Source organism: Cryobacterium sp. Sr3, from assembly GCF_004402835.1.
In the GTDB taxonomy this organism is placed as follows: Bacteria; Actinomycetota; Actinomycetes; order Actinomycetales; family Microbacteriaceae; genus Cryobacterium; species Cryobacterium sandaracinum.
On sequence record NZ_SOFA01000038.1, the window covers coordinates 36584 to 63568 of the forward strand.

The following is a 26985-nucleotide window of genomic DNA, read 5'->3' on the forward strand; positions in this document are numbered from 1 at the left end:
GGAAGCCCCGGAAGCCCCGGGCCACGCGGCTGTGGGGGACCTCGCCCCACTGGCCACCCTCGAAGGCCGCAACGTTTCCGCCTGGTTCGGCGAGCGTCAGGTTCTCGACCGGGTCAACCTCGTGATGCCCGCGGGCGTCATCACCTCGCTGATCGGGCCGTCGGGCTGCGGCAAGTCGACGTTCCTGCGCATCCTGAACCGGATGCATGAGTTCGTTCCCTCCGCAAGCCTGGCCGGAGAGGTGCTCCTCGACGGCGTAGACATCTATGACCCGGAACGCAAGCTCGTCGACGCCCGCAAACACATCGGGATGGTCTTCCAGAAGCCCAACCCCTTCCCGGCGATGTCGATCTACGACAACGTCATCGCAGGCCTCACCCTCACCGGCCAGCGTGCCTCGAACGACGAGAAGGACTACCTCGTGGAGAGCTGCCTGACCAAGGCCGGCCTGTGGAAGGAAGTGCGGGACCGTCTTCGGGAGCCGGGCGGCGGGCTGTCCGGCGGCCAGCAGCAACGCCTGTGCATCGCCCGATCCCTGGCGGTGACTCCGCGCATCCTGCTCATGGACGAACCGTGCTCGGCCCTCGACCCCACGTCGACGCGGGTGATCGAGGAGACCATGCTCGAACTCGCCCGGGAGGTGACCATCGTGATCGTGACCCACAACATGCAGCAGGCGCAGCGCGTCTCGCAGAACTGCGCCTTCTTCCTCGCCGCTCAGGGCACGCCCGGCGGGATCGTGGAACACGGACCCACCGACGCCATGTTCGGCAACCCGATCGACCCGCGCACCGCGGACTACGTCAACGGCCGGTTCGGGTAACGATCGGCGGCCTGGGATCTGAGAACCGGCCGGAAACTGGGGGTCAGCTTTTCCCCTCCGGGCCGCCTGGCCGAATTACACTGAAGCATGACTTCCGCTGGCTATGCCGAGATCGAACGCACTTTCGACGTCAACCCGGCGACGACGCTGCCGCCCCTGCACGACCTGCCGGGCGTCACCCACGTGGAGCCGCCCGTCGAGCACCACCTCGATGCCCTCTACTACGACAGCATCGACTTTGTCCTCGCCAGCCGGCGGCTGACCCTGCGCCGCCGCACCGGGGGAGTCGACGCCGGCTGGCACCTCAAGCTCCCGGTCGCCGTTGACGAGCGTCGCGAGATTCGGGAGCCGCTGGGCGAGCACCCGGAGCACATCCCGGAGGCCATCCTCAACCTCGTGCGCGCGGTGCTCCGCGGCCGCACACTGGTGCCCGTGGTGCGGCTGCGCACCCGACGCACGGTGCACGAACTCGTCGGCGAGGACGACCAGGTGCTCGCCGAGGTGTGCGACGACGAGGTGCAGGCCGACCGGCTCGCGCCGGAGCCGCTCAGCCAGACCTGGCGGGAATGGGAGGTCGAGCTCGTGCACGGCTCCCGCGACCTGCTCGACGCCGCCCAGGTGCGGCTCGCGTCGGTCGGCGTGGAGCCATCCGGAACCCCGTCCAAACTTGCCCGCGCCCTCGGCGACGCTCTGCCGCCCTTCGTCACGGTCCCAGTACCTCGGCCGACCCGCAAGAGCTCCGCCGGTGCCGTGCTGCTGAAGTACGTGCACGAACAGGTGCGGGCGATCGGCACCCAGGATGCCCGGGTCCGAGAGAACGACGTGGACGGCGTGCACCGGATGCGCGTGGCCACCCGCCGCCTGCGCTCGGTCCTGTCCACTTACCGGGACTGTCTGGACACCGCGGTCACCGGGCCTCTCCGCAACGAGCTGCGCTGGCTGGCCGGCTCGCTCGGCGCCGCCCGGGACGCGGAGGTGATCCGGCAGCGCCTCGCCCACCGGCTCGGGCAGGAACCGGCCGAACTCGTCGTGGGTCCGCTGACGGAGCGCATCGACGAACATTTCGCGGCGGTCATCCGGGGTGCCTGCAGCCAGACCCTCGCCGCCCTCGACTCCGAGCGGTACTTCCGGCTGCTCGACACACTCGACGCCGTGCTGGCCGCCCCGCCGCTGCTCCCTCCGGCGGACAAGCCCGCGAGCATCGTCATCCCCGAACTGATCCGCGCGGACTGGAAGCGGCTGCGCGCATCCGTTTTCCTGGCGCAAGGCACCCCGTCGGGCGCTGTGCGCGACGAGGCGCTGCACGAGGCGCGCAAACGGGCCAAGCAGCTGCGCTACGCGGCCGAGACGGCCACGCCGCTGCGGCGCAGCCGAGCGGTGCGGCTCGTGGCCGCGGCCCGGCAGGTGCAGGACACCCTCGGCGACCATCAGGACAGCGTCGTCGCCCGGGGAAAGCTGCTCCGGCTCGGCATGGCCGCGTACCTGCAGGGTGAGAACGCCTTCAGCTACGGTCGGCTGCACGCCGTGGAACAGAACGGGGCCGCCGCCGTGGAGGCGCGTTTCTTCCGCACCTGGCGGGACTTTCCCAAGGCCTCGATCGCGAAATAACTCAGTCGAAGCCGAGGCTGAGCTTGCGCAGCAGGGTCGCGAGACCGGCCTGCTCGCTCGGCGACAGCATGGCGAGCAATTCGGCCTCGGCGTCGACCAGCCGGGTGATGGCGGCATCCACCCGGGTGAGCCCGGCCGGGTTCATCCCCACGAAAATGCCGCGTCCGTCATTGGGGTCCGTGCGCCGGGTGACCAGCCCGCGCTCGACGAGCCGGTCGATCCGGTTGGTCATCGTGCCGCTGGAGACCAGCGTCTGCTGCAGCAGGGCCTTCGGGCTCAGCTCGTAGGGTGCCCCCGCGCGGCGCAGCGCCGAGAGCACGTCGAACTCCCAGGAGTCCAACTCTGAGCGGGAGAACGCGGTGCGGCGGGCGCGGTCCAGGTGCTTGGACAGACGGGCCACGCGCGACAGCACCTGAAGCGGTGCGAAGTCGAGGTCGGGCCGTTCGCGCAGCCAGGCGTCAACGATCCGGTCGACTTCGTCATGTGCGGGCATCCGTCTATTATCCCGCTCGGGCACGCCAACCGGCGCAGGAGCGCGTCCCAGGAGCGCCGGGGCGCGCTATCGGCGCGATATCTGGCAGACTTGTCACCGTTGGTCGGCCCGCGGTCGACGAATTCCGCCGTGGTGTAATGGCAGCACGACAGCCTTTGGAGCTGTTAGGTCTAGGTTCGAGTCCTGGCGGCGGAGCACTGCATGGCGTCACCATCCGGTCTTCCCCGGGCGGCTCCACCGAAGCTAGAGGAAACCCCGTGACTGATTCCCGACTCGCAATCGTCGTGCTGGCCGCCGGCCAGGGCACCCGCATGAAATCAAGCACTCCGAAACTGCTGCACGAGTTGGCCGGTCTGCCCATTCTCAGCCATGTGCTGGCGACATCCCGCGCCCTCGAAGCGGCACATGTCGTCACCGTGGTGCGCCACGAGCGCGACCAGCTGGCCGCCCTCGTCGGCAAGGACCTGCCCGAGAGCCTGATCGTCGACCAGGACGAGCTGCCCGGCACCGGACGGGCCGTGGAGCAGGCCATCACCGCTCTCCCCGATGACTTCGAGGGCGACGTGCTCGTGGTCAGCGGCGACGTGCCGCTGCTCAACGCGGCCACGCTGGCCAGTTTCGTCGCCGCGCACCGCGACCGGGACGTCTCGGCCACCGTGCTCTCTTCCTTTCCGGAAGATGCCACCGGCTATGGCCGCATCGTGCGCTCCGAAGAGGGCGCCTTCGACCGCATTGTCGAGCAGAAGGATGCGACGGCCGAGGAACGTGCCATCTCCGAGACGAACGCCGGGGTCTACGTCTTCCGCGTAGCCGAGTTGCGCGAGCAGCTGGCCAACGTCACCACCGAGAACGCGCAGGGAGAGAAGTACCTCACCGACGTGGTCGGGCTGCTGCGCCAGGCCGGGGCCGAAGTGCGGGCCGTGCCGGTCGCCGACGCCTGGCTGGTGGCCGGCATCAACGACCGGTCCCAGCTCAGCGAGACCGCGCGCCAGCTGAACGGCCTCATCGTCTACGGCTGGCAGCTGGCCGGCGTGACCGTGCAGGATCCTGCCACCACCTGGATCGACCTCAAGGCGAAGCTGGCTCCGGATGTCATCATCCGGCCGGGCACGCAGATCCTCGGTTCGACCGTGATCGAGACCGGTGCCGTGATCGGCCCGGACACCACCCTCCTCGATTGTGAAATCGGCGAGAACGCGGTGGTGAAGCGCACGGATGCGACGCTCGCGGTCATCGGCGCCGGCGCATCCGTCGGTCCGTTCGCCTATCTGCGCCCGGGCACGAATCTGGGCGCTGACGGCAAGATCGGTACCTTTGTCGAGACCAAGAACGCGACCATCGGCGTGGGTAGCAAAGTGCCGCACCTCAGCTACGTCGGCGACGCGACCGTGGGAGTGGGATCGAACATCGGGGCCGGCACGATCTTCGCTAACTACGACGGTGTGACCAAGAACCACAGTGAGATCGGGTCCCACGTGCGCACCGGGTCGCACAACGTGTTCGTCGCGCCGATTAGGATTGGGGACGGGGCGTACACGGGTGCCGGAACAATCGTCCGTAAGGACGTGCCGGCCGGGGCCTTGGGCCTCACCGTGGCCCCACAACGCAATATGGACGGCTGGGTACAGACCAACCGCCCAGGAACCGATGCGGCGGCGGCTGCGGCAAAGAGTGGAGACTAGGTGTCTGGAATCAAGACCAGCGGCGAAAAGCGACTTGTATTGGTTTCGGGGCGAGCACACCCGCAACTGGCACTGGACATCGCCACGGAACTTGGTACCGAACTCGTTCACACCGACGCACGCACCTTCGCGAACGGCGAGATCTACGCGCGATTCGATGAGAGCGTGCGCGGCTCGGACACCTTCGTGATCCAGTCGCACACCGACCCGATCAACGAGTGGCTGATGGAACAGCTGATCATGGTCGACGCGCTCAAGCGGGCCTCCGCCAAGCGCATCACGGTCGTGGCGCCGTTCTACCCTTACGCCCGCCAGGACAAGAAGGGCCGCGGCCGCGAGCCGATCTCGGCCCGGCTGATCGCCGACTTGTTCAAGGTCGCCGGAGCCGACCGGATCATGGCCGTCGACCTGCACGCCGCCCAGATTCAGGGCTTCTTCGACGGCCCCGTCGACCACCTCTTCGCCATGCCCGTGCTGCTCGAGCACTTCAAGGAGAAGCTCGACCCGGCCACCCTGACTGTCGTCTCGCCTGACATGGGCCGCGTGCGCGTCGCCGACATCTGGAGCGACAAGCTCGGCGCCCCGCTGGCCATCATCCATAAGCGTCGCGACCCGAAGGTCGCCAACCGGGTCTCCGTGCACGAGATCGTCGGCCAGGTCGAGGGTCGCGTCTGCCTGATCGTCGACGACATGATCGACACCGGCCGCACAATCGTTCTCGCCGCCGAGGCCCTGCGCGCCGCCGGCGCGATCGGCGTCGTCGTCGCCGCCACCCACGCCGTGTTCAGCCACCCGGCGCTGGAGCTGCTGCAGAATCCCGCGATCTCCGAGGTCGTCGTCACCGACACCCTGCCGATCCCCGAGGAGAAGCGCTTCCCCACGCTCACCGTACTGCCGATCGCGCCGCTTCTGGCACGGGCCATCCACGAGGTCTTCGACGAGGGTTCCGTCACCTCGATGTTCGAGGGCGCCGCATAGCCGCGGGCCCTTCGCACAGCGAACCCCGGCCGGTCGTCGACGGATGTCGGTGACCGGCCACCAGTCTGTCGGGGCTCAGTCCTGATCGGGACCGGGTCTACGCCGGCATCTCGGTGCTGGGCGCCCGGGGCGCCGAGGGAATGATGCCGAGCGGCACGACATATGTCTCGCGCTCGTTCAGATCGATCGCGTAGCACTGCCAGCCGAAGCCGCCCGGACCGTTCAGCTCGAAGCGGGCGTCGAAGTCGACGGCGCCCGGATAGTACCGAGCCGTGGCCACGCTGCACGCATTGGCGGCCGTGGTCGTCGCCACCTGCACGCTCGTCAGGATGCCGGGCACGATCAGCGCCACGAGCCCGAGCACGACGACGATGCGCATGATCAGGAGGGTGCGCGGACTGCGCAGGGGCCGGCCGGCGTCCAGCGGCTCGTAACCGGAGAGTTCGGGGTGGTCGTCGCTCGTCATCAGGCTCCCAGTATCGCAAACAAGGCTGCTTCGTGCTGAACCTCCCCAACAGTTGCCCCAGCGGACGACTGTTGCCGGTGTGCGGGCAACAGTCGTCCGCTGCGGCAACGTTTGTTCCGCCGGGAGCGACGCGGCCACCCCTCCCCAGGCTCCCCGGGCCGCGCGGGCCCCACGGAACACGGGGGGAGCGGCACCCTACCCGCTTCACACCGCGAACCTCGGCAGATGGCTGACGCGCGAATCGACGAGCACACCGGGCTGTACCTCTCGGGCGGGGCCGCCGCCACAGAGTCAGACGACCGGCACTTTCGGCGCGAGGCGCAGTTCGGGAGGAGTGCACTACGGCTACGCCGCGGTGTCTTCACCACGACGGAACACTGGGGGCCGCTCCCACCGCGACAGAGGCACCTCGCCGAGATCCGCGCGGTCGTCGCCACGCGAATGCGCGACCCTCTGATCAGCCATCAATCGGCGGCGGCCGTGTGGGGGATTCCCCTGGCCGAGGCCTGGCCGAGCACGGTGCACGTGCTCGCACCACCGCAGTCCCGGGCGCGGAGCAAGAATGGCGTGACGGTCCACCGCCTCGACGTTCCCGACGGTGACATCGTCGACATCGACGGGATGCTCGTGACCGGTCCCGCGCGCACCCTGCTCGACCTGGCGCGCACCAGGAGTTTCGCCACAGCCGTCGTCGCGATCGATCATGCCCTCAATCCGCGAAGTGCATCCCCGGAGGTCTTCCTGACGGACGAGGTGCTGCGCGAGAAACTCCAGGAGTCGGTGTCGCCCCGGGGGTGGGTGAAGGCGGAACGGGCCATCCGCTTCGGACGGCCCAATGCGGACAACCCGGGTGAATCGCTCAGTCGTGTGGCGATCTTCGAGCTGGGCTTCCCCGATCCCCTGCTGCAGACGTGCCATCGCAACCCTCGCGGCGGCTTCTACTTCACCGACTTCGAGTGGCCGGCCTATCGTCTGATCGGGGAGTTCGACGGGCAGGGCAAATACCTGAAGGCGGAGTATCTCCGGGGACTCACGCCCGGGGAGGCGGTCACCCGGGAGAAGGTGCGCGAGGATGACCTCCGCTCGGAAGGCAATCGCATGGCCCGCTGGGGTCCTTCCGATGTGCGCCAGCGCGGTTCGCTCTTGCGCATCCTCACAACCGCAGGCCTCCCGGTCCTTCGATAATCTGCCGGCTGACACACAGGTGTTGCCAGCGCATAAAACTGTTGCCGGAGCGGACAACTGTTGCCGGTGTGCGGGCAACACTCGTCCGCTCCGGCAACAGTTGCGCCACCGGAGGAGCGGCTCTAGAGCGAGGAGCCCTCGGTCTCGATCTCGCTGCGGTCCCCCGACCACAGGGTATGGAAGGTTCCGGGCATGTCGACGCGCTTATAGGTGTGCGCGCCGAAGAAGTCGCGCTGGCCCTGCACGAGTGCGGCGGGGAGCCGTTCACTCGCGAGCGAGTCGAAGTAGCTGAGCGCCGACGCGAAGCCGGGAACCGGGATGCCCGACAGTGCCGCCGTCGAGACCACGCGGCGCCACGCCGACTCGCCGTCGGCGACGGCCTGGGCGAAGTACGGGTCGGCGAGCAGGGAGGCGATCGACGGGTCGTTGGCGTAGGCGTCGACGATGCGGTTCAGGAACTGGGCCCGGATGATGCAGCCGCCGCGCCAGATCGTGGCGATGGCGCCCTTGTCCACGGTCCAGCCGTACTTCTTCGCACCGGCGATGATCGCGTCAAAGCCCTGGGCATAGGCAACGACTTTCGACGCGTAGAGCGCCTGGCGCACGTCGTCTTGGAAGGTGTGGCCGACGACGGCGATTTCCGGGCGCGCGGTGATGGCGGCGCGCACGGGGACGCGCTGCTCCGGATGGCTGGACACGGCGCGGGCGAAGACGGCCTCGGCGATGCCGCCGACGGGCACGCCCAGGTCGAGCGCGTTCTGCACGGTCCACACGCCGGTGCCCTTCGAGCCGGCCTCGTCGAGCACGACATCGATGAATGGCAGGCCGGTCTTGGCGTCGACCTGGCGCAGCACCTCGGCGGTGATCTCGATCAGGTAGCTCTCGAGGTCACCCTCGTTCCACTCGGTGAACACATCGGCGATGGCGGCGGGGGAGTGCCCGGTCACCTTGCGGAGCAGGTCGTAGGCCTCCGCGATGAGCTGCATGTCGGCGTATTCGATGCCGTTGTGGATCATCTTGACGAAGTGACCGGCGCCATCCGTGCCGATGTGAGTGACGCAGGGGACGCCGTCGACGACGGCTGCGATCGATTCGAGGATCGGGCCGAGGGTCTTGTAGGCCTCCACCGAGCCGCCGGGCATAATGCTGGGGCCCTTGAGGGCACCCTCTTCGCCGCCGGAGATGCCGGCCCCGACGAAGTTCACGCCCGTGGCGCGCACCTCTTTCTCGCGGCGGATGGTGTCCTGGAAGTCGGCGTTGCCACCGTCCACGATGATGTCGCCGGGCTCGAACAGGGTGGTCAGTCGGCTGATCACGGCATCCGTGCCCGCACCGGCCTGCACCATGATGATCGCGGTACGCGGCTTCTGCAGCGACGCCACGAACTCCTCGATGGTCTCTGAGGCGACGAAGCCGGCCTCGGGGTGCTCGGTCGTGAGCAGGCGGGTGCGCTCGGGGGAGCGGTTGAACACCGCCACGGTGTTGCCCGCACGGCTGGCCAGGTTGCGGGCGAGGTTCGAGCCCATCACCGCCAGTCCCACTACGCCAATGTTTGCCTGTGCTGCGCCGGTTTCGGCCACGTTTGCTCCTTCAGCTATCTGTTCTCAGAACTCCTTCAAGGCTAGTCGCTCGGCCCATGGCCGTGACGTGGAGTGACGCGGGCGGCGCCGGTGACGGATGCCGCTGCGCGCGTTCGCCGCGCGCCGTCGCCTCCGCTAGACTTACGAGTTGAACTTCGGCGAGGGCTGCCGCCCGCCGGGAAACCGAGGGTGCGGCATCCGTTATCGACGCGGCGGAATGCTTCACGGCCTTTCCTCACGCTGACACGCGTTCGAGTTGAAAAATGAACCAGTACCCACCTTTGCGGGCATCGTCCGCAAACCAGATCTGGGCCGTAGCGGTCCGCAAGGAGAAACACCATGGCTGACGCCACCAACAAGATTGTCGCCGACCTGCGCGTGAAGTTCGGCAAGGGTGCTGCCCGCAAGCTGCGCGTGCTGGGCAAGATCCCCGCCGTCATGTACGGCCACGGCACCACCCCGGTTCACGTCGCGCTCCCCGCGCACCAGATCGGCCTGCTGCTGCGCCGCGCGAACGCAGTCCTCGAGCTGGACATCGACGGCAAGAGCCACCTGACCCTGGTCAAGGACGTCCAGAAGGACCCGTTCCTCCAGATCATCGAGCACCTCGACCTGATCGTCATCCGAAAGGGTGAGAAGGTTCAGGTCGAGGTTTCCGTGCACCTGAACGGCGAGTCGGCCCCCGGCACCATCGCCGACCTGGACACCAAGACCCTCCTGCTCGAGGTCGAGGCCACCAGCATCCCGCAGAACCTTCCGGTCTCCATCGAGGGCCTCGAAGACGGCGACCAGATCCGCGCGAAGGACGTCGTGCTCCCCACGGGCGCCACGCTCATCTCCGACGAAGACGCCGTCGTCGCGTTCGTGCACCTGCCGGCCGAGGAAGAAGAGGAAGAGGAAGAAGAGGCCGAGGTCGCCGAGGGCGACGCCGAGGCCGCTCCCGCCGAGTAGTCATCCCCTTCTGGTTTCGTCGTAAGCGGAGGATTCCCCTGGACGACAATCTTTGGCTCGTAGTCGGGCTCGGCAACCCCGGGCCCGACTACGCCGGTAACCGACACAATGTCGGCCACATGGTGGCTGCCGTGCTCGCCGACCGCCTGTCGGCGGCTTTCAGGAACCACAAAACGAATTCGTCGGTCGCCGAGGGGCGCAGTTTCCCCGGGGGGCCGAAACTGGTGCTGGCCAAGCCGAACACGTTCATGAACGTGTCCGGCGGGCCGGTGGCCGCGCTGCTTCGCTTCTACTCGCTGGAGCCCGCGCACCTGATCGTCATCCACGACGACCTTGACCTCCCGTTCGACACGATGAAGATCAAGGTCGGCGGCGGCCACGGCGGCCACAACGGCCTGCGCGACATCATCGCCGCAGCGGGTACGAACGAGTTCATCCGCATCCGCGTCGGCATCGGGCGCCCGCCTGGCCGGCAGCCGGCCGCGGACTTCGTGCTGCACGACTTCACGTCCCCGGAACGTTCGGCTCTGCCCAACCTGTTGACGGATGCCGCCGACGCGATCGAACTCATCGCAGCCGAGGGCGTCACTGCCGCGCAGCAGAAGTTCCACGCCCCCTGATTCCCCTTGATCGCCCGGGTTGGCTGTCAGCTGGGTTGCGTAGAATGCTCCGGTGACTCTCCAGGGCTTAATTGCCACACTTTCGCGCGCCTCCACATTCGACAATGCCCTCGCCTTCGCGAACCGGAACGTCGATTTCTCTCTCACCGAGGGGCTTCGCGCCCCGCTGCTCGCCGCCCTGCTCGAGCAGCGCACCCGGCTGGGCAAGGCCCCGGCCCTGCTGCTGATCACCGCCACCGGGCGGGAGTCGGAATCGCTGCACGAGAACCTTGCCTGCTTCGCCGCCGACGCCGAGATCATCGACTTCCCGGCCTGGGAGACGCTGCCGCATGAGCGGCTCAGCCCCAGCGCCGAAATCGTCGGCAAGCGCCTCTTCGCCCTGCGACGGATGCGCGAGTGGGAGGAGAGCGCCCCGGCCGCCCGACGCCCCCTGATCGTCATCGCCTCCGTGCGCGCCGCGCTGCAGCCTGTGGCCGACAACCTCACCGACTACGAGCCGATCGACCTGGTCGCCGGCCAACGTGGTCACGACCTCTCCGCCATCGCACGTGAGCTCGTCAACGTTGCCTATGCCCGGGTGGACATGGTCACGCGGCGCGGTGAGTTCGCGGTGCGCGGCGGCATCCTCGACGTCTTCCCGTCGATCGCCCCGCACCCTTTCCGGGTGGAGTTCTTCGGGGACGAGGTCGAGCAGATCCGCGCGTTCTCGGTCGCGGACCAGCGCTCCTTTCCTGCCCCGGTCGACTCGGTGAGCCTGCCGCCGAGCCGCGAGCTGCTGCTCAGTCCCGCCGTTCGGCAGCGGGCCCGTGAGATGCAGCACGAGTTCCCGAGCCTGTCCGGCCTGCTCGCGAAGATCGCCGAGGGCATCCCGGTCGAGGGCATGGAGAGCCTCGCACCTGCTCTCGTCGACCGGCTCGTGCCGATCACCCACTATTTGCCCGCGGAGGCGGCCGTCGCCGTCATCTCGCCCGAGCGCGTCGCATCCCGGGCGATCAGCCTGGCCGAGACCAACCGGGAGTTCCTGGGCGCGGCGTGGAGCGCCGCGACCGCGGGCGCCGAGGCGCCGATCGACCTGGAGTCGGGCGACTTCCTCACCCTCGGGCGGCTGCGGGAGGCCGTGCAGTTCAGTGCACCCGGCGCCCCGGCGTCCGCGCACGTGTGGTGGACCCTGAGCTCCTTCCAGGCGGCGCCGACGGATGCCCCGGTGCTGCCCGAGCACCGGGAACTCGACGACCTGCTCACGGTGCGGGTCGAGGGCGACGCCGTGCCGAGCTTCCAGGGCAGCGTCGAGGGCGCCGTCGGTCACCTGGCCGAGCGGCTGAAGGCCGGCTGGACCGTCGGCATCGTCGCCCAGGGTGCCGGGCTGGTCGAACGCGCCGCCGACGTTCTGGCCGAGCGGGAGCTGCCCGCCCGGATCGTCACGGAATGGCCGAGCCGACCCGAGGCCGGTATCGCCTACCTGCTGAAAGCATCCGTCGACCACGGTTTCGAACTGCCGGAGACGAAATTCTCCCTGGTCAGCGAGTCCGAATTTTACGGCCGCACCGTGGGCTACGACGCGCGCCAGGTGAAGAAGCTGGCCAGCCGGCGCAAGAACGTCGTCGACCCGCTGCAGCTGAAGGCCGGCGACCACGTCGTGCACCAGACCCACGGCATCGGCCGGTTCATCGAGCTCACCCAGCGTGAGGTCTCCAGCGGCGGGCGCAACCCGGTCAAGACCAAGCGTGAATATCTCGTGCTCGAATACGCGCCGTCGAAGCGCGGGCACCCGGGTGACAAGCTCTACGTGCCCACCGACCAGCTCGACCTGGTCAGCCGCTACGTCGGCGGGGAGGCGCCGACGCTCAGCAAAATGGGCGGCAGCGACTGGTCGGCCGCGAAGACCAAGGCGCGTCGTGCCGTGCGGGACATCGCCGTCGAACTCGTCAAGCTCTACTCCGCACGGATGGCCAGCAAGGGCCACGCGTTCGGGCCGGACACCCCCTGGCAGCGCGAGTTGGAGGAGGCGTTCCCGTTCGCCGAGACGCCCGACCAGCTCACCACCATCGACGAGGTCAAGGCCGACATGGAACGGCCCATCCCGATGGACCGGCTGCTCTCCGGCGACGTCGGGTTCGGCAAGACCGAGGTGGCCGTGCGCGCCGCCTTCAAGGCGATCCAGGACGGCAAGCAGGTCGTCATGCTGGTGCCGACGACCCTGCTCGTGCGCCAGCACATGGAGACGTTCCAGGAGCGCTTCGCCGGATTCCCGGTGCACCTGCGCGCGCTCAGTCGATTCCAGACCGAGAAGGAATCCCGCGAAACCATGGCGGGCATGCTCGACGGCACCGTCGACCTCGTGATCGGCACCCACCGGCTGCTGTCGGACTCCATCGTGTTCAAGGACCTGGGCCTCGTGATCATCGACGAAGAGCAGCGCTTCGGCGTGGAGCACAAGGATGCGCTGAAAAAGCTCAAGACCAACGTGGATATCCTCGCGATGAGCGCCACGCCCATCCCGCGCACGCTGGAGATGGCGGTCACCGGCATCCGGGAGATGTCCACCCTGGCCACCCCGCCGGAGGACCGGCACCCGATCCTCACCTTCGTCGGACCGTACTCCGACCGCCAGGTCGCCGCGGCCATCCGGCGGGAGCTGCTGCGGGAGGGCCAGATCTTCGTCGTGCACAACCGGGTGTCCAGCATCAACCGGGTGGCCGCGAAGCTGGCCGAGCTCGTGCCGGAGGCACGGATCGCCGTGGCGCACGGCCAGTTGCCGGAGGCACAGCTGGAACAGGTCGTCGTGGACTTCTGGGAGCGCAAATTCGATGTGCTGGTCTCGACGACGATCATCGAGACCGGCCTGGACATCGCCAACGCGAACACGATCATTATCGACCGCGCCGACAAGTTCGGGCTCAGCCAGTTGCATCAGCTGCGGGGGAGGGTCGGCCGCGGCCGGGAGCGCGCCTACGCCTATTTCCTCTACGACGAGAACAAACCGTTGACTGAGATCGCCCACGACCGGCTGTCGACCATCGCCGCGAACAACGAACTGGGCGCCGGCATGCAGGTGGCGTTGAAGGACCTCGAAATCCGCGGCGCGGGCAACCTGCTCGGCGGCGAGCAGGCCGGGCACATCGCCGGGGTCGGCTTCGACCTTTACCTGCGCATGATCGGCGAGGCCGTGAGCGCCTTCCGCGGCGACGTCGCGGAGGGCCAGACGGAGCTGCGGCTCGAACTGCCCGTCGACGCCCACATCCCCGAAGACTACGTCGACAGCGAGCGGTTGCGCCTCGAGGCCTACCAGAAGCTGTCCGCCGCAAGCTCGCCGACGGCCGCGAAGGACCAGATCGACCTGGTCCTCGACGAACTCACCGATCGCTACGGCGAGCCGCCCCAGCCGGTGCAGAACCTCATCCTGGTCTCCCGGCTGCGCTGGCTGGCCCAGCAGGCCAGTCTCGGCGAGGTCGTCGCGATGGGTTCGAACCTGCGCGTGTCGCCGGCGAACCTCGCCGACTCGATGCAGGTGCGCCTGCAGCGCATGTACCCCGGGTCGCGCTACTTCACCCAGAACGGTGCGCTGACCGTGCCCATGCCGCGCATCAACGGGGAACCGCTTGGGGATGCGGCGCTGATCGCCTGGGCCGGCAACCTACTCGACGCTCTCTTCCCGCGTCCCGTCGTCGCGGTCGCGTAGCCCGCCGCGGCCGGGTGGCCCGTCGCGATCGCTTGACGAGTGGCCGTGGGTCCGACCCGTCTTTCAGCGGTTCCGTCCCGAACGAATTCGACGGAGATTCTGTCCAAATCGAACGTAAACACACCTAGAGAGCGCTCTTTCGAGAAAATCTCCGTCGAATTGGTACGACGCCGGATACTCCACTCAGGTCTCCGGTGCGCCGCTGCCAGGCATCGGGCGCAGGATCGCGGCGGTGGCCCGCAAACGGCTCCGGGTACCCACGATGAACACTGAGTCGCCTACCCGGCGCTCGCCGGCCACCGTGAGCTCCGGCCGCATCCCGATGCCTGGCAGCGGCAACTCCGTGAAAATCATGGCGCCGGCATAGACCGGGGCTGGGGCTCCTCACGGGACGGATCAGGCCCCGCAGACTCCGTCAATTCCGGGCGATTAGAGTTGTCGCGTGTCCTTTACAGAGAATCCCACCGTCCCGGCATCCGTCCCGGCATCCGCCTCCAATCTCGACGAACTCGTGCGCGTGGTGGCTCTCCTGCGTGCACCGGGCGGATGCCCGTGGGACGCAGAGCAGACCCACGAGTCTCTGGTGCAGTACCTGACCGAAGAGACGCACGAGCTGATCGAGGCGATCGAGTCGGGCAGCCGCGACGAGATGCTCGAGGAGCTCGGCGACGTGCTCTACCAGGTGGTCTTCCACGCCGACCTCGCTGCGCACACCGCGGGCGAAGACTTCGACATCCACGATGTCGCCGCGCATATGACCGCGAAAATGGTGGGGCGGCATCCGCATGTCTTTGGCGACCTGAACCTGGAAACGGCCGACGACGTGGCCCTCGCTTGGGATGATTTCAAGGCCGCGGAGAAGCCCTCCCGCACGAGCGTGCTCGACGGGATCCCGCAGGGTATGCCGGCGCTCGCGCTCGCCGACAAGGTGCTCGGCCGAGCCCAGAAGATCGGGCTGCTCGGCACCGAGGCCGCGTTCCCGCTTCCGATCGAGACCGAGGGCCAGCTCGGCCCGCTGCTGCTGGCCATCGTGTCTGCGGCCAAGAGTCAGGGGCTCGACTCCGAACGTGCCCTGCGCGCGGCCCTCCGCGGTCTGCAGGACGAGATCCGCGAGGCCGAGACGACGGATGCCGGCGACGTTGCCGACGCCGGCATCATCGGCCTGCCCGGCTGAGGCCTGCCCGGCTGAGGCCTGCCCGGCTGAGGCTTGCGCGGCTGAGGCTTGCGCGAAGGCCTGCGCTGAGGCCACGCGGCGGTGCCGACAGGGCGGTGGCGGAACAGTCCAACCATGAGCCAGACATCTGTCAATGGTCTTCTGTCCGCTCAGATCGGTGACGAATTCGATGCCTCGCAGCAGTTCATCGCCATCGCCGTCTGCTTCGCATCGCCCTGGCGCTGGCCCAGGAGAAGCAGGTCACAGCGCAGGCCGAGGAAGTGGCCTGGATGTCCACCCTCCTGACCATCGTCAGGGCGCCGGTGACAACCACTTCGACATCTTGCACTACATCGCATGAGAGACCGTGTCGGGCGTCCCGGCGGAAATCGACGGGCCGACCCGAACTGACACAATTGGGGCTATGGCAACACCAGTGACCCCTCCCCGCGGCATGCGCGACTTCCTCCCCGCCGACAAGGCGTCCCGGGAACACGCACTGGCCGTGATCCGGCGAAGCTTCGCGGCGCACGGCTTCGACGAGATCGAGACCCCGGTGATGGAAGACGCGGCCCGACTGCACTCCGGGCTCGGCGGCGACAACGAGAAACTCGCCTTCGCCGTGCTGAAGCGTGGGTTGAAGCCGACGGATGCCGCGGCCGCCGCCGCATCCGGCGACCTGCTCGGGCTGGCCGACCTGGGCCTGCGGTTCGACCTCACCGTTCCGCTCGCCCGGTTCTACGCGACTCACCGGGCGGAACTTCCGACGGTGTTCCGGTCCATCCAGATCGCGCCGGTCTGGCGGGCGGAGCGTCCGCAGAAGGGCCGCTACCGGCAGTTCGTGCAGTGCGACATCGACATCATCGGCGAGTCCGGCCTGCTTGCCGAGATTGAGCTGATCACCGCGACCGCCGCCGCGCTCGACGCCCTCGGCCTGACCGGGTGCTCCATCCGCGTCAACGACCGCCGCATCCTGACCGCCCTGCTCGCCCATTGGAGCGTGGCTCCCGAGCTGAACGAACGCGCGCTGATCGTGATCGACAAACTCGACAAGATCGGCGTCGACGGGGTTGTCACGGAGCTCGCCGGCCTGGGCATCGCCACCGACGGCGTGGCCGATACCCTGACCCAGATCGCCGATGCCGGCTGGACGGCCGCCGAGCCGACGCCGCCGGCCTGGCTCAACACGGACGCCTTCGCCGACCTGCTCGCGCTGCGCGCCGCGATGCCCGAGGTTCGGCTCGTGTTCGACCCGACCCTCGTGCGCGGGATGGGCTACTACACCGGCACCATCTTCGAGATCTCACACCCCGATCTCGGCTACTCCCTCGGCGGCGGCGGCCGGTACGACGGCATGATCGGCCGCTTCCTCGGCACCGAGGTGCCGGCCTGCGGGTTCTCGATCGGGTTCGAGCGCATCGTCGACCTGTTGGGCGTGGATGCGGCATCCGCTGAGAACGCCGTCGTACTGGTGTACAACAAGGGAACAGACCCGGCCCGGCTCGTGGCGCTCAAGCGAACACTGGTCGAACAGGGCCTCCGGGTGCGCCTCGAACAGCGCACCAAGAACGTCAAGGCGCTGCTGGAACGCGCGGCCGGAGCCGGTTACGGGCGCTACTCGTTCGTCGGGGCGGATGCCTCCGGCGCGGGCGAACTCGATTTCCGTCCCCTCGGCGGCTGAGGCCAGTCGCTAGACTGTTATGGGATTGGAACACGGCGCTGTCTTCCTCGATTCCTTCAGACCAACACCCCAACAATTAAAAAAATATAGGAAACAGGAGATAGCTGTGGCTCTCATTGAGGCAGTAGTAGCGCGCGAGATTCTTGACTCCAGAGGCAACCCGACCGTTGAGGTCGAGGTATTGCTTGATGACGGTTCGGTCAGCCGTGCCGCCGTTCCGTCCGGCGCATCCACCGGTGCGTTCGAGGCTTACGAGCTGCATGACGGCGACAAGTCACGTTATCTGGGCAAGGGCGTCCGCAAGGCCGTTGACGCTGTCATCGACGAGCTCGGCCCGGCAGTCGAGGACCTCGACGCCGCTGACCAGCGCATCATCGACGCCGTCCTGAACGAGACCGACGGAACCGACAACAAGCACCGCGTCGGCGCCAACGCTATCCTCGGCGTCAGCCTGGCCGTCGCCAAGGCCGCCGCGACCTCGGCCGGCCTGCCGCTGTTCCGCTACCTCGGTGGCCCGAACGCACACACCCTTCCGGTCCCGATGATGAACATCATCAACGGAGGCTCCCACGCCGACAACGACGTGGACATTCAGGAATTCATGGTCGTCCCACTCGGAGCCGAGTCCTTCGCCGAGGGCCTCCGCTGGGGCACCGAGACCTACCACGCCCTCAAGGCGCTGCTCAAGTCCAAGGGCCTCTCTACCGGCCTCGGCGACGAGGGTGGATTCGCCCCCAACCTGCCGAGCAACCGTGCCGCTCTCGACCTCATCGTCGAAGCCATCCAGAACGCCGGCTACACGCCCGGCAAGGACATCGGTCTGGCGCTCGACTGCGCCGCCTCCGAGTTCTACAAGGACGGCGTCTACCACTTCGAGGGCAAGGAACTCACCGCCCTGGAGCTGTCCGCGTACTACGTCGAGCTCGTTGCGGCCTACCCGCTCGTCTCGATCGAAGACCCGCTCGAGGAAGACGACTGGGACGGCTACGTTCACCTCACCGCCGAGCTCGGAGACAAGGTCCAGATCGTCGGCGACGACCTCTTCGTGACCAACCCGGTGCGCCTTGCCAAGGGCCTGGCCCTCGGCACCGCGAACTCCATCCTGGTCAAGGTCAACCAGATCGGCACCCTGACCGAGACGCTTGACGCGGTGTCCCTCGCGCAGCGCGCCGGATACACCGCCGTCATCTCGCACCGCTCCGGTGAGACCGAGGACACCTTCATCGCCGACCTCGCGGTTGCGACGGATGCCGGCCAGATCAAGACCGGAGCACCCGCCCGCAGCGAGCGCGTCGCGAAGTACAACCAGCTGCTCCGCATCGAGGAAGAGCTGGGCGAGGCCGCCGTGTACGCGGGCCGCTCTGCCTTCCCGCGCTTCAAGGCGTAGTTCGACTGGAGCTCTCGGAGCGCGGGTTCACCCCGCGGCTTCGGGAGCTCCATTTTTTTGTCCGATTGCGGTTAGGGTTCCAGTGCGGGACAATCGCGACCAGCGATTCACGAAGGGGGTTGCCGTGGCCAGGAAACGCGCCGAAGAACAGCCCGTCGCGCTGCCCCCGACCGAGACCGCGGCCGCTCGCTGGCTGCGCGGCCTGCGCCTGTCCGGGTTTTCCCTGGTGATGATGGGCCTCCTGATCATGGCCGTGATCGTCCTGGCGCCCGGCATCCGCACCTACGCCGACCAGCGCCAGCAGATCGAATCGCTCACGGCGGCGGTCGAGGCCCAGCAGGGCGCCGTGGAAGAGTTGAAGAGTGAGCGGGAACGCTGGAACGACCGCACCTACGTCACCACGCAGGCCAGGGACCGACTGTCCTATGTGCTTCCCGGCGACGTGAGCTTCCTCGTGATCAACGATCTGGCCCTGCCCGTCGCGGGCGACGCGGCCGCACCGGTCGCCACCCCCACCATCCAAACCACCAACGTCGATTGGCTCTCCTCCATGTTCGCCTCCGTAATGACGGCCGGTCTGGCTCCCGAGGCCGCGAAATGACCAGGCCTCCCTTCGATTCGGTCACCGAGGACGACATCACCATCGTCTCGGCTCAGCTGGGACGCCCGGCCCGCAACGTCGTGGGCATCGCCGCGCGCTGCGTTTGCGGCGCCCCGACCGTGGTGGCGACGGCGCCGCGCCTTGCCGACGGCACCCCCTTCCCCACGCTGTACTACCTGACGCACCCCGCGGCGACCGCCGCGCTGTCGTTCCTCGAGGCCACCCAGGTGATGAACGAGTACAACCAGTTGCTGGCCGATGACGAGCAGGTGCGTGCCCGCTACCGGCGTGCGCATGAGGGCTTCCTTGCCGACCGCGAGATCCTGGGCACGGTTCCGGAAATCGTCGGCATCTCCTCCGGTGGTATGCCTGAACGCGTGAAATGCCTGCACGCGCTGGCCGCCCACTCTCTGGCCGCAGGCCCCGGAGTGAACCCGATCGGAGATCTGGCCCTCGGCCGGGCGGCCTGGACGCCCGCCGTCTGCGAGTGCCTCGACTACACCACGGCCGACGAGTGACCCGCTCCGCCTGGCGTCGGATCGGCGCGGGCGTCGCCCTGGGCCTGACCATGGCGCTGGGCGGGGCTTTCGTTGCACCGACCGCGCCGGCCTTCGCGGAGAACACGCAGGTGCGTGACCTTGAGTACTGGCTCAATGACTACGGATTCACCCAGGCCTGGAATACGACCCGTGGCGCGGGCGTGACGGTGGCCGTCATCGATACGGGTGTCGCCGACGTCGCCGACCTCACCGGTGCGGTCGTCGGCGGAACGGATGTCTCCGGGCTCGGCTCCGCCAATGGGCAGACGCCCGTCGGAGAAGGCAGTGAGCACGGGACTCTGGTGGCATCCCTGCTGGCCGGACGCGGCACGGGTGAGGGGTCCGGCGTGCTGGGAGTGGCTCCCGAGGCGTCGCTCCTGGCCGTCTCGGTGGCCTTCGGCACCAGCGACGCCACCCTCAGCAACGACGACCAGATCGCCGAGGGCATCCGCTGGGCCGTCGACAACGGCGCCGACGTCATCAACATGTCCCTCACCCGCAACACCTTGGACTGGCCGCCGAGTTGGGACGACGCCTTCCTCTACGCGTTCGAGAACGACGTCGTGGTCGTCGCCGCCGCCGGGAACCGAGGCAGCGGCACCACCGAGGTCGGAGCCCCGGCCACCATCCCTGGGGTGCTCACGGTCGCCGGTGTCGACCGCAACAAGGGCGCCAGCTTCGACGCGTCCTCGCAGGGCATCACGATCTCGGTGGCCGCGCCCAGCGAGCAACTTGTGGGCGTCGTTCCGGGCGGCGGCTACGTGCAGTGGAACGGCACCAGCGCGGCCGCGCCCATCGTGTCGGGCCTGGTCGCCCTGGTGCGCGCCGCCTATCCCCGCCTCGATGCTGCGGAGGTGATGAACCGGGTCATCGAAACTGCCGACCCGAACGGGCGGGTCGTGCCCAGCCCGATCTACGGCAACGGTCTGATCGATGCCGCGGCGGCGGTCACTGCGGCCGTGCCGGCATCCACGAGCCCGGAACCGGCCGCCCTGCTGGAGGAGTGGATCCGGGTACACCGGCGGGCGGACACCGAGGTCGAGCCCACGCCGCAGACCGCCACGCAGGTGCCGGTCGCGCCGCAGGAAGACCCGGCGTTGCCTGCCCCCAGCGTCGTCGCGGCATGGTTGCCCAGCCCGCTCACGCTGACGTATGTCACAGTGCCGCTCCTCGTCCTGGTCGGGTTTGGTACTCTGGTAACGCTGCTCGGCACCGGGGCCACTCGGCACATCAAGCGAATCCGGTCAAAACGGTAAGTTTTCGTGCAGCCAAATCATGTAGGAGGACTTTCATAGTGCCCAAAATTCTTATTGTCGGTGGCGGCTACGCCGGGTTCTACACCGCGTGGAAGCTGGAGAAATGGCTTCGCGCCGGCGAGGCCGAGGTCACCATGGTCGACCCTCTGCCGTATATGACCTACCAGCCGTTCCTGCCGGAGGTCGCAGCCGGCTCCATCGAGGGTCGCCACGCCGCAGTCGCGCACCGTCGTCACCTCAAGAAGACCAACGTCGTGACGGCCAAGGTCACCCACATCGACCACGCCACGAAAACCGCGACCATCACCCCGCCCATTGGCGAGCCCTACGAATTCGTCTATGACGTCGTCGCGGTGACGGCCGGCGCCGTGTCGCGCACGTTCCCGATCCCGGGCGTCGCGGACCAGGCCATCGGTCTGAAGACCATCGAGGAAGCCGTCGCCATCCGTGACCGCGTGCTCACCAACTTCGACAAGGCTGCCCAACTTCCGGCCGGCCCCGAGCGCGACCGCCTGCTCACCTTCGTCGTCATCGGCGGGGGCTTCGCCGGCATCGAGGTCTTCGCAGAGCTGCGTTCCTTCGCGTCATCGCTGCTGAAGTCCTACCCGCAGATCGGGTTCGACGACACCCACTTCCACCTGATCGAGGCGATGGGGCGCATCATGCCCGAAGTTTCGCTGCCGACCAGCCTCTGGGTCATCAAGCACCTCGACGAACGCGGCGCGCAAATCCACCTGAACACGCAGCTGACCAGCTCGGTCGACGGCAAGGTCGAACTGTCCACCGGTGAGAGCTTCGAGACCGATCTGATCGTCTGGACAGCCGGAGTCATGGCTAACCCGGCCATCGTGCGCCACACCGACCTGCCGATCGAAGATCGTGGTCGCCTGCAGGTGCGCCCCGACCTGCGCGTCGGAACCGATGACGAGATCATCGCGGACGCCTGGGGCGCCGGCGACATCACCGCCGTTCCCGACCTGAGTGGCGGGGGAGTGGGCGGCTTCTGCGTGCCCAACGCTCAGCACGCGGTTCGCCAGGGCAAGCTCCTCGCGAAGAACATCGTCGCGGTGCTGCGCGGCGAGAATCCCGAGGAATACCTGCACAAGAACTTGGGTGCCGTCGCCGGCCTCGGCATCGGTTCCGGTGTCTTCCAGTCCGGCAAGATCGCCATCACGGGTCTGCCGGCCTGGTTCGCCCACCGCGGCTACCACGGCCTGGCCATGCCCAGCTGGGAGCGCAAGCTGCGCATCATCTGGGGTTGGATGAACAACTTCTTCCTCGGTCGCGACATCGTCTCGTTGGCCGCGGTGCAGAACCCGCGGGCCACGTTCGCGGAGTTCGCCTCGCGGCCCAAGCCGGTCGTGGATTCTGCCGCTCCGGCCAAGGCTCCGGTGACCGTCGCCGCATCGGCCAAGGCAGCGGCCACCGTAGCCGGCCCCGGCACGGGTCCCGCCGCCAAGGCAACGGCGCGTGCACCCCGAGCCCCGCGAAAGACCGCGGCCGACAAGGCTGCGGAAGTCGCTCCGGCAGGGACGACCGAGAAGGCCGCGGCGACCGCAGCCGTCAAGTAACAGCGTCTGCGGGCGTCACCGAGAGAAACCGATGACGCCCGCAGCCCCTACGCTTGAGGCGTTCGGTTTCGCCGGGCGTGCCCCCGTAGCCCAATGGCAGAGGCAGACGACTTAAAATCGTCACAGTCTGGGTTCGACCCCCAGCGGGGGCACCACACGGTACGTCACAGCGTCACAGCGTCACCGCGTCACGGCCCCGACTCCCGCCGCCCGGGCGACAGCATGCATGCCTAGTCGTTCAACCGGCCGGCAGACCCTGAACGGATGCCGCGGTAAATCCCTGCCCCCGGTCTGTGCCGGGTGAGGCAGCCTGTCCGGCCCGGTTTCGTCGCGCTACGATCCGCGAGTGAAACGGTCGATGCCTCCTGCCACGTGCCATTCCCCGATGTAGGAACGGTGTCAGGGGCTTTCTGCAAACAACGTGGGACATCACCCGGTTCTTCTTCTGGAAGTGATCACCACGTCGAAGGTGCTGCCCGGGCGCGGAACCATCACGACCGGCGAGGGCGCCGCTCACGGCCAAGGTGCTGCGCCGACCCGGCCGCTCCCTCGGCGTCACCGGCGCTTTGCACCACCGACGCCCCGCGCGCTTTCCGCTCACGGCGTCACTCTGTTGGAGTCCAGACGGCCGAGGGCGGAACCAATTCGACGGAGATTTTGGCCTCAGAGCCCGGTTCCCGTCTGTTTGGCGCCATTCTCGGCAGAATCTCCGTCGAATTGGTTAGGGGCAGCTACTCCAGGTGGTCCAGATACCTCAGGATGATGCCCTCGCGGAGCGCCCACGGCGACACTTCCAGCTCGGTCACCCCGAACGCGGCCATCGCCGCGTGGAGCACGATGCCGCCGGCCACGATCTGGAAGGTGCGGTCGGCGGTGATGCCGGGCAGCGCCGGGCGCGCCTCAGCCGGGATCCGGGCCAGCCGGGGGACCCAGTCGCTCAGCTGCGAGCGGCTCAGCTGCATCCGCTCGCCTGAACCGAAACCCTCCGCGGTGGAGCCGGCCAGTTTGGCCAGGGAGCGGATGGTCTTGGACGAACCGACGACGTGGTGCGGCGCCGGGAGCCCCTCGAACGCCACCAGGGCTTCCGCGAGCACGGCGGCGGCGTGCTCGCGGAGGGCGGAGACCTGCGCGGGCAGCGGCGGGTCGTCGTGCAGGAAGCCGATGGTGGAACGGCCGGCGCCCAGCGGCAGCGACAGCGCGACCGCAGGCACCTCGTTCGCGCCGGCGGCGATCTCCAGGGAGCCGCCCCCGATGTCGAAGAGCAGGATGTCCCTGGCGGACCAGCCGTACCAGCGCCGCACGGCCAGGAACGTCAGTCGGGCCTCGTCCTCGCCGGACAGGACCTGCAGGGCGACCCCGGTTTCCCGTTCGACCCGGGCGAGCAGTTCGGGCCCGTTCACGGCCTCACGGAGTGCGGAGGTAGCGAACGGCAGGAGGTCGTCGACGTGGTGGCGGCGGGCCACCTCGGCCGCGTTCCGCACCGACTCGAGCACGGCGGTGCACCCCTCCTCGGTGATGGCGCCCTCAGGGGTGAGGTAGCGCATCAGGCGCAGCACGGCCTTGTCGGAGGCCATCGGCACCGGCTGGGCGCCTGCGTGCGCGTCGACGACCAGCAGGTGGACGGTGTTCGAACCGACATCAAGGACTCCGAGGCGCACGCTCTCGACGATAGCGTGCGCCGCGGACGCGCCGTTACGCGCTGATGCTGTGGCGGCTCGTCGTTCGGGTGCCGTCGACCATGGTGTGCAGGGAGTCCATCAGCGGCAGCAGCCGCTGGTCTTGGGTGACCAGCACCGTGGCGATGTCGTGCTCGATGGTGAGCCGCGCGGGCCGTTTGCCGGCCTGGCCCAGGAGACCCACGGCATCCGGCAGCAGGTTCGACTGCTGGAAGACGATGCCGAGCCGGTCCCAGCGCAGCTGCGCCTTTTCGGCCAGGGACAGCAGGGTCGCATCGATTTCGCCCATGTGCACGGACCCGCTGTCGGGCGTGATCAGGGTGGACGCCACGGCGAGCAGGCTGGACGTGCCGCTGGATGCTCCAGACCGTGAAGAATGCGCCGAAGACCAGCGCCGAGATGCCGAACAGCATCACCACCACGAGCAGCAGGCCGCCACACATCTACCCGAAGCTCGGGGTGTCCTCACGCCCGGCAGGCCGGCCAGATCCGTCGGGCCTGACCGGCCGTGTGACCTCTCGGCGGGCCTGACCCCGCGCCCTCTCGGCGGAATCATCGGGGGGGGGGGGCGAGGCTCAGACTCGGGCGGGCGTGACGAACCGCTGCCAGGCCCAGGCCCCGATGCTGAGGGCGGCGAACAGGGTGCCTGCCACCCACCACAGGCTGAGGCTGCCACCTTCGTGCCAGAGTTCCACCGCCGGGGACAGCACTCCGAACATGATCGTGAAGGCGAGCACGGTCAGGCACGCCCAGATCGGCGGTGACCAGGCGAGGATGCTCCGTCCGCTGGTGCGTCCGATCGGGATCAGCACCAGCGCTGCCGAACCGATCGCGGCCAGTACCACACTGTTGATGATCTCGGCCGCCAGCGCGCTGAGGAAGCCGTCCGCGGCCGGCAGCAGGCCCAGCGTCAGCCAGCCGACCACGGCCAGCCCGATCAGGCTGCCGGCCCGAACGGCGGCGAGTGGGCCGCGCCTCGGCGTCAGTACCTCGGGGGCCACGGTGACGCTGCCGAGCAGCCCGAAGACCAGCGCCGGGTGAACGTCGAAAGCCCGGGAGGCCAACGCGGTCAGGGCGACCAGCAGCAGGTAGCGGGGCAGGAAAGTCACGGATGCTTTCGTCCGCCGCATGCGGGAGCTCCACCAGAGCGGAACGAGCGCTCCGACCGCGTTGACGATGAGGAGGGCCAGCGCCACGGCGAGGAGCAGCCGCAGGTAGGCAGGCTGGCTGGTGACCGGCCCGGACAGCATGACGAGGGTGGCCGCGGCCAGCACGGCGGCGCCGGCCACCAGCCACCGGTTCAGAGGTAGTTCGGGAACGGTCTCGAATTCCTCGCGGGACCGGTTGCGGCCCGCGATCGGCATGCTCTGCCAGAGCGGGTGGCCGTCCGTGGCCCGGAACACGGTCCCGGCGAGGAGGCGCGCGGGGATGCAGAGCAGCAGGAGGGCACCGAGCGCCAGCAACGCCGCCTGGAACCAGGAGAGGTCGGGGGTCGACCACGGCGGCAGCACTGCCGTGGCGAACCGGGTGGGGTCGTTCCAGCCGCCCGGCAGCGGTGTGGCCAGGGCCACGGCCGGACGGTCTGCCTGCGGTGCCGGCGAGGCCGGGGCTGCAGAACCGGGCGGGGCTTCCGCCGGTGCCGTCTCCTCGGCCGGCGGCGGGGCGGCGGGGGCGTCGGCGGACGGGTCGGTCGCCTCGGGGCCGGTCGAGCCGGAAGGGGAAGGGGTGGGGACGCCGTAGAGCACGTCCACCCCGGGGCTGCCCGGGCCGAGGTTGCCGGCCAGGTCGAGTTGCACCGCGATCACCCGGAAGGTACCGGCAGCGACTCCGCCCGCCGAGCAACTCCACGACCCGGATGCGACGACGGCGCTGCAGACCGAATATGACCCGGCGAAGACGGTCACGGTCGCACCCTCTTCTCCGGTGCCCGTGTACCCGGCGTCGGTGAGCGGCAGCTGGGCGCCGCTCGCCGGCGTGGTCAGCGTGGGCGGCGCCGGACGGTCGAGGTCGAAGACGAGGTCGACCGGTGCGCTCGAATTGGACCATGAGGGATTGCTGTAGCTCGTCTGCTGGCTGGCCGAGACCTCGGCCTGCCCGCCGGCGAGGCCGTCGGCGAACGTGCACGACCAGTTGCCGGAGGAGTCGGCGGTGGCCGTGCAGCGCGGGCCGCCGCTCACCGTGATGACGACGGAGGCCCCCGGATAGCCGGTGCCGCGCACCGTGCCGTTGGTCAGGCTCCCACCGGTGGGACCGCCCGTCACCCGGGGGGCGGACAACACGGCGATCGTGTGCTCGTCGGTCAGGTCGGCGGCTCCGTTGACGACGACGCGAAGCGGCACGGATGGCCCGCTCGGCAGGGAAAACGCGGCGCAACTCCACTGGCCGGCGCCGTCGACCACGGCGAAGCAGGGGTCCTGACCGTCGACGGGGGAGAGCAACCAGATCTCCCGGCCGGCTTCGCCCGTGCCGGAGACGGTGGTGGTTCCGCTACCCACGAAACTGCCCGGCGGTGGGCTGACGATGGCCGGCGCGTTCGTCGGCGCCGCCTTGGCGTCCCGCTCGCTTGTGGGAGCCGGTGTGGGAGCCGGCGTGGCTGCGGCAGTCGGTTCGGCGAACGCCGCGCCCGGCACGCCGAGGAGAGACAAGCCGACCAGGGCGACGAACAGAGGCAGGGTGCCGGGCGTCCACCGTCGACGACGGCGCCCGGGCGTTCCGCCCGAACCGGCCATACGTGTCCCGTACATTATTCCCCCTGTGACCATTTCACGGGCCAGCGCCGGGAAAGTCAACGTGCGACACGCAATTTGACGGCGACGGCACCCATTCGTGATCGGCGGGGGCCATAGGGCATACTGGCGTCGGAACATCCACGCTACTGCTTCCCCGCGCAAGAGCACGGGGCGGCTGTGGCTGGGTCACCGCGCCGGGTATCCTCAATCCCGGCTACTGAAAGCGGTGCGCCGATGCTCGACCTCTCCCACCGCCTTACGGGCCGGCCGTGGCAGACCCCGGGGCTGTTCTGGCCCGAGCTCACGGCCGCGACGGCGCACCTGGAC

General features: G+C 68.6%; 22 protein-coding genes and 2 tRNA genes. 17 read left to right on the plus strand and 7 right to left on the minus strand.

Going from position 1 to position 26985, the window contains the following annotated elements; genetic code table 11:
- The first annotated feature begins 49 nt into the window (after nt 1-49).
- Together E3N94_RS11700 and E3N94_RS11705 are read left to right on the plus strand one after the other, a co-directional pair.
- Nucleotides 50-823 carry a phosphate ABC transporter ATP-binding protein gene (locus tag E3N94_RS11700; RefSeq protein ID WP_198416289.1) on the plus strand — a complete coding sequence of 258 codons (774 nt, stop codon included), beginning with the start codon at nt 50-52 and terminating at the stop codon, nt 821-823.
- 87 nt (nt 824-910) lie between these two features.
- The gene (locus E3N94_RS11705; protein WP_134570289.1) at nt 911-2431 is read left to right on the plus strand and encodes a CYTH and CHAD domain-containing protein; all 1521 of its coding nucleotides are present in this window, start codon (nt 911-913) and stop codon (nt 2429-2431) included.
- A gap of 1 nt (nt 2432) precedes the next feature.
- Here E3N94_RS11705 and E3N94_RS11710 read toward each other — a convergent pair whose 3' ends face one another.
- Entirely contained in the window at nt 2433-2924 is a 492-nt protein-coding gene (locus E3N94_RS11710; protein ID WP_104100822.1) for a MarR family transcriptional regulator, read from the minus strand.
- Between the two features lie 123 nt (nt 2925-3047).
- On the opposite strand from E3N94_RS11710, the gene E3N94_RS11715 reads away from it, so the two are divergent.
- The 3 genes from E3N94_RS11715 to E3N94_RS11725 all read left to right on the plus strand — a co-directional run bounded on the left by E3N94_RS11715 (nt 3048) and on the right by E3N94_RS11725 (nt 5584).
- Nucleotides 3048-3119, plus strand: a tRNA-Gln gene (locus E3N94_RS11715).
- A 62-nt stretch (nt 3120-3181) separates the two neighbouring features.
- The gene (glmU, locus tag E3N94_RS11720) at nt 3182-4606 is read left to right on the plus strand and encodes a bifunctional UDP-N-acetylglucosamine diphosphorylase/glucosamine-1-phosphate N-acetyltransferase GlmU (RefSeq protein ID WP_104100823.1); all 1425 of its coding nucleotides are present in this window, start codon (nt 3182-3184) and stop codon (nt 4604-4606) included.
- Entirely contained in the window at nt 4607-5584 is a 978-nt protein-coding gene (locus E3N94_RS11725) for a ribose-phosphate diphosphokinase (RefSeq protein WP_104100824.1), read from the plus strand.
- A 97-nt stretch (nt 5585-5681) separates the two neighbouring features.
- Here E3N94_RS11725 and E3N94_RS11730 read toward each other — a convergent pair whose 3' ends face one another.
- Complete coding sequence (locus E3N94_RS11730; RefSeq protein WP_104100825.1) at nt 5682-6050, minus strand: hypothetical protein; 369 nt, start codon at nt 6048-6050, stop codon at nt 5682-5684.
- 225 nt (nt 6051-6275) lie between these two features.
- On the opposite strand from E3N94_RS11730, the gene E3N94_RS11735 reads away from it, so the two are divergent.
- Nucleotides 6276-7235 carry a hypothetical protein gene (locus E3N94_RS11735; RefSeq protein ID WP_134570290.1) on the plus strand — a complete coding sequence of 320 codons (960 nt, stop codon included), beginning with the start codon at nt 6276-6278 and terminating at the stop codon, nt 7233-7235.
- 122 nt (nt 7236-7357) lie between these two features.
- On the opposite strand, the gene gndA is transcribed toward E3N94_RS11735, so the two are convergent.
- Entirely contained in the window at nt 7358-8815 is a 1458-nt protein-coding gene (gene gndA, locus E3N94_RS11740; RefSeq protein ID WP_104100827.1) for an NADP-dependent phosphogluconate dehydrogenase, read from the minus strand.
- A gap of 339 nt (nt 8816-9154) precedes the next feature.
- On the opposite strand from gndA, the gene E3N94_RS11745 reads away from it, so the two are divergent.
- From E3N94_RS11745 to mfd, 3 genes are read left to right on the plus strand one after another with little or no spacing between them, the layout of a single operon-like run.
- Entirely contained in the window at nt 9155-9766 is a 612-nt protein-coding gene (locus tag E3N94_RS11745; protein ID WP_104100828.1) for a 50S ribosomal protein L25/general stress protein Ctc, read from the plus strand.
- Between the two features lie 38 nt (nt 9767-9804).
- Nucleotides 9805-10386, plus strand: coding sequence for an aminoacyl-tRNA hydrolase (gene pth, locus E3N94_RS11750; protein WP_134570291.1), 582 nt, complete (start codon nt 9805-9807; stop codon nt 10384-10386).
- Between the two features lie 52 nt (nt 10387-10438).
- The gene (gene mfd, locus E3N94_RS11755) at nt 10439-14065 is read left to right on the plus strand and encodes a transcription-repair coupling factor (RefSeq protein WP_134343485.1); all 3627 of its coding nucleotides are present in this window, start codon (nt 10439-10441) and stop codon (nt 14063-14065) included.
- Nucleotides 14066-14248: 183 nt separating this feature from the next.
- Here mfd and E3N94_RS16620 read toward each other — a convergent pair whose 3' ends face one another.
- Entirely contained in the window at nt 14249-14419 is a 171-nt protein-coding gene (locus E3N94_RS16620) for a hypothetical protein (protein WP_166785378.1), read from the minus strand.
- 88 nt (nt 14420-14507) lie between these two features.
- Between E3N94_RS16620 and E3N94_RS11760 the strand changes: the two genes are divergently transcribed.
- The 8 genes from E3N94_RS11760 to E3N94_RS11795 all read left to right on the plus strand — a co-directional run bounded on the left by E3N94_RS11760 (nt 14508) and on the right by E3N94_RS11795 (nt 22408).
- Nucleotides 14508-15239, plus strand: a complete 732-nt coding sequence (locus E3N94_RS11760) for a MazG family protein (protein ID WP_134570292.1) — start codon at nt 14508-14510, stop codon at nt 15237-15239.
- A gap of 403 nt (nt 15240-15642) precedes the next feature.
- The gene (gene hisS, locus E3N94_RS11765; RefSeq protein ID WP_134401710.1) at nt 15643-16899 is read left to right on the plus strand and encodes a histidine--tRNA ligase; all 1257 of its coding nucleotides are present in this window, start codon (nt 15643-15645) and stop codon (nt 16897-16899) included.
- Between the two features lie 106 nt (nt 16900-17005).
- On the plus strand, nt 17006-18286 hold the full coding sequence (eno, locus tag E3N94_RS11770; protein WP_104170826.1) for a phosphopyruvate hydratase: 1281 nt from the start codon (nt 17006-17008) through the stop codon (nt 18284-18286).
- Nucleotides 18287-18410: 124 nt separating this feature from the next.
- The gene (locus E3N94_RS11775) at nt 18411-18887 is read left to right on the plus strand and encodes a septum formation initiator family protein (protein ID WP_134343481.1); all 477 of its coding nucleotides are present in this window, start codon (nt 18411-18413) and stop codon (nt 18885-18887) included.
- Complete coding sequence (locus E3N94_RS11780) at nt 18884-19405, plus strand: DUF501 domain-containing protein (RefSeq protein ID WP_104100835.1); 522 nt, start codon at nt 18884-18886, stop codon at nt 19403-19405. The genes E3N94_RS11775 and E3N94_RS11780 overlap by 4 nt, the downstream gene beginning before the upstream one ends.
- Before the next feature lie 50 nt (nt 19406-19455).
- Nucleotides 19456-20682 carry a S8 family serine peptidase gene (locus tag E3N94_RS11785; protein ID WP_104100890.1) on the plus strand — a complete coding sequence of 409 codons (1227 nt, stop codon included), beginning with the start codon at nt 19456-19458 and terminating at the stop codon, nt 20680-20682.
- Nucleotides 20683-20720: 38 nt separating this feature from the next.
- Nucleotides 20721-22253, plus strand: coding sequence for an NAD(P)/FAD-dependent oxidoreductase (locus E3N94_RS11790; protein ID WP_104100836.1), 1533 nt, complete (start codon nt 20721-20723; stop codon nt 22251-22253).
- A 79-nt stretch (nt 22254-22332) separates the two neighbouring features.
- Nucleotides 22333-22408: transfer RNA gene (locus tag E3N94_RS11795), tRNA-Leu, on the plus strand.
- A gap of 576 nt (nt 22409-22984) precedes the next feature.
- Here the strand turns inward: E3N94_RS11795 and E3N94_RS11800 are convergent.
- The 3 genes from E3N94_RS11800 to E3N94_RS11810 form a co-directional block, all read right to left on the minus strand.
- Nucleotides 22985-23911, minus strand: coding sequence for a Ppx/GppA phosphatase family protein (locus E3N94_RS11800; protein ID WP_104100837.1), 927 nt, complete (start codon nt 23909-23911; stop codon nt 22985-22987).
- 34 nt (nt 23912-23945) lie between these two features.
- Entirely contained in the window at nt 23946-24260 is a 315-nt protein-coding gene (locus E3N94_RS17610; protein WP_134570293.1) for a hypothetical protein, read from the minus strand.
- 244 nt (nt 24261-24504) lie between these two features.
- The gene (locus tag E3N94_RS11810) at nt 24505-26673 is read right to left on the minus strand and encodes a hypothetical protein (RefSeq protein WP_134570294.1); all 2169 of its coding nucleotides are present in this window, start codon (nt 26671-26673) and stop codon (nt 24505-24507) included.
- Between the last annotated feature and the right edge of the window lie 312 nt (nt 26674-26985).

What these genes read in the sequence shown, in the direction of transcription:
- E3N94_RS16620 (WP_166785378.1), bottom strand. Translation starts at nt 14,419, where the DNA reads ATGATTTTCACGGAGTTGCCGCTGCCAGGCATCGGGATGCGGCCGGAG.
- E3N94_RS11710 (WP_104100822.1), bottom strand. Translation starts at nt 2,924, where the DNA reads ATGCCCGCACATGACGAAGTCGACCGGATCGTTGACGCCTGGCTGCGC.
- E3N94_RS11705 (WP_134570289.1), top strand. Translation starts at nt 911, where the DNA reads ATGACTTCCGCTGGCTATGCCGAGATCGAACGCACTTTCGACGTCAAC.
- E3N94_RS11810 (WP_134570294.1), bottom strand. Translation starts at nt 26,673, where the DNA reads ATGTACGGGACACGTATGGCCGGTTCGGGCGGAACGCCCGGGCGCCGT.
- E3N94_RS11780 (WP_104100835.1), top strand. Translation starts at nt 18,884, where the DNA reads ATGACCAGGCCTCCCTTCGATTCGGTCACCGAGGACGACATCACCATC.
- E3N94_RS11785 (WP_104100890.1), top strand. Translation starts at nt 19,456, where the DNA reads ATGGCGCTGGGCGGGGCTTTCGTTGCACCGACCGCGCCGGCCTTCGCG.
- E3N94_RS11730 (WP_104100825.1), bottom strand. Translation starts at nt 6,050, where the DNA reads ATGACGAGCGACGACCACCCCGAACTCTCCGGTTACGAGCCGCTGGAC.
- hisS (WP_134401710.1), top strand. Translation starts at nt 15,643, where the DNA reads ATGGCAACACCAGTGACCCCTCCCCGCGGCATGCGCGACTTCCTCCCC.
- E3N94_RS11735 (WP_134570290.1), top strand. Translation starts at nt 6,276, where the DNA reads ATGGCTGACGCGCGAATCGACGAGCACACCGGGCTGTACCTCTCGGGC.
- E3N94_RS11745 (WP_104100828.1), top strand. Translation starts at nt 9,155, where the DNA reads ATGGCTGACGCCACCAACAAGATTGTCGCCGACCTGCGCGTGAAGTTC.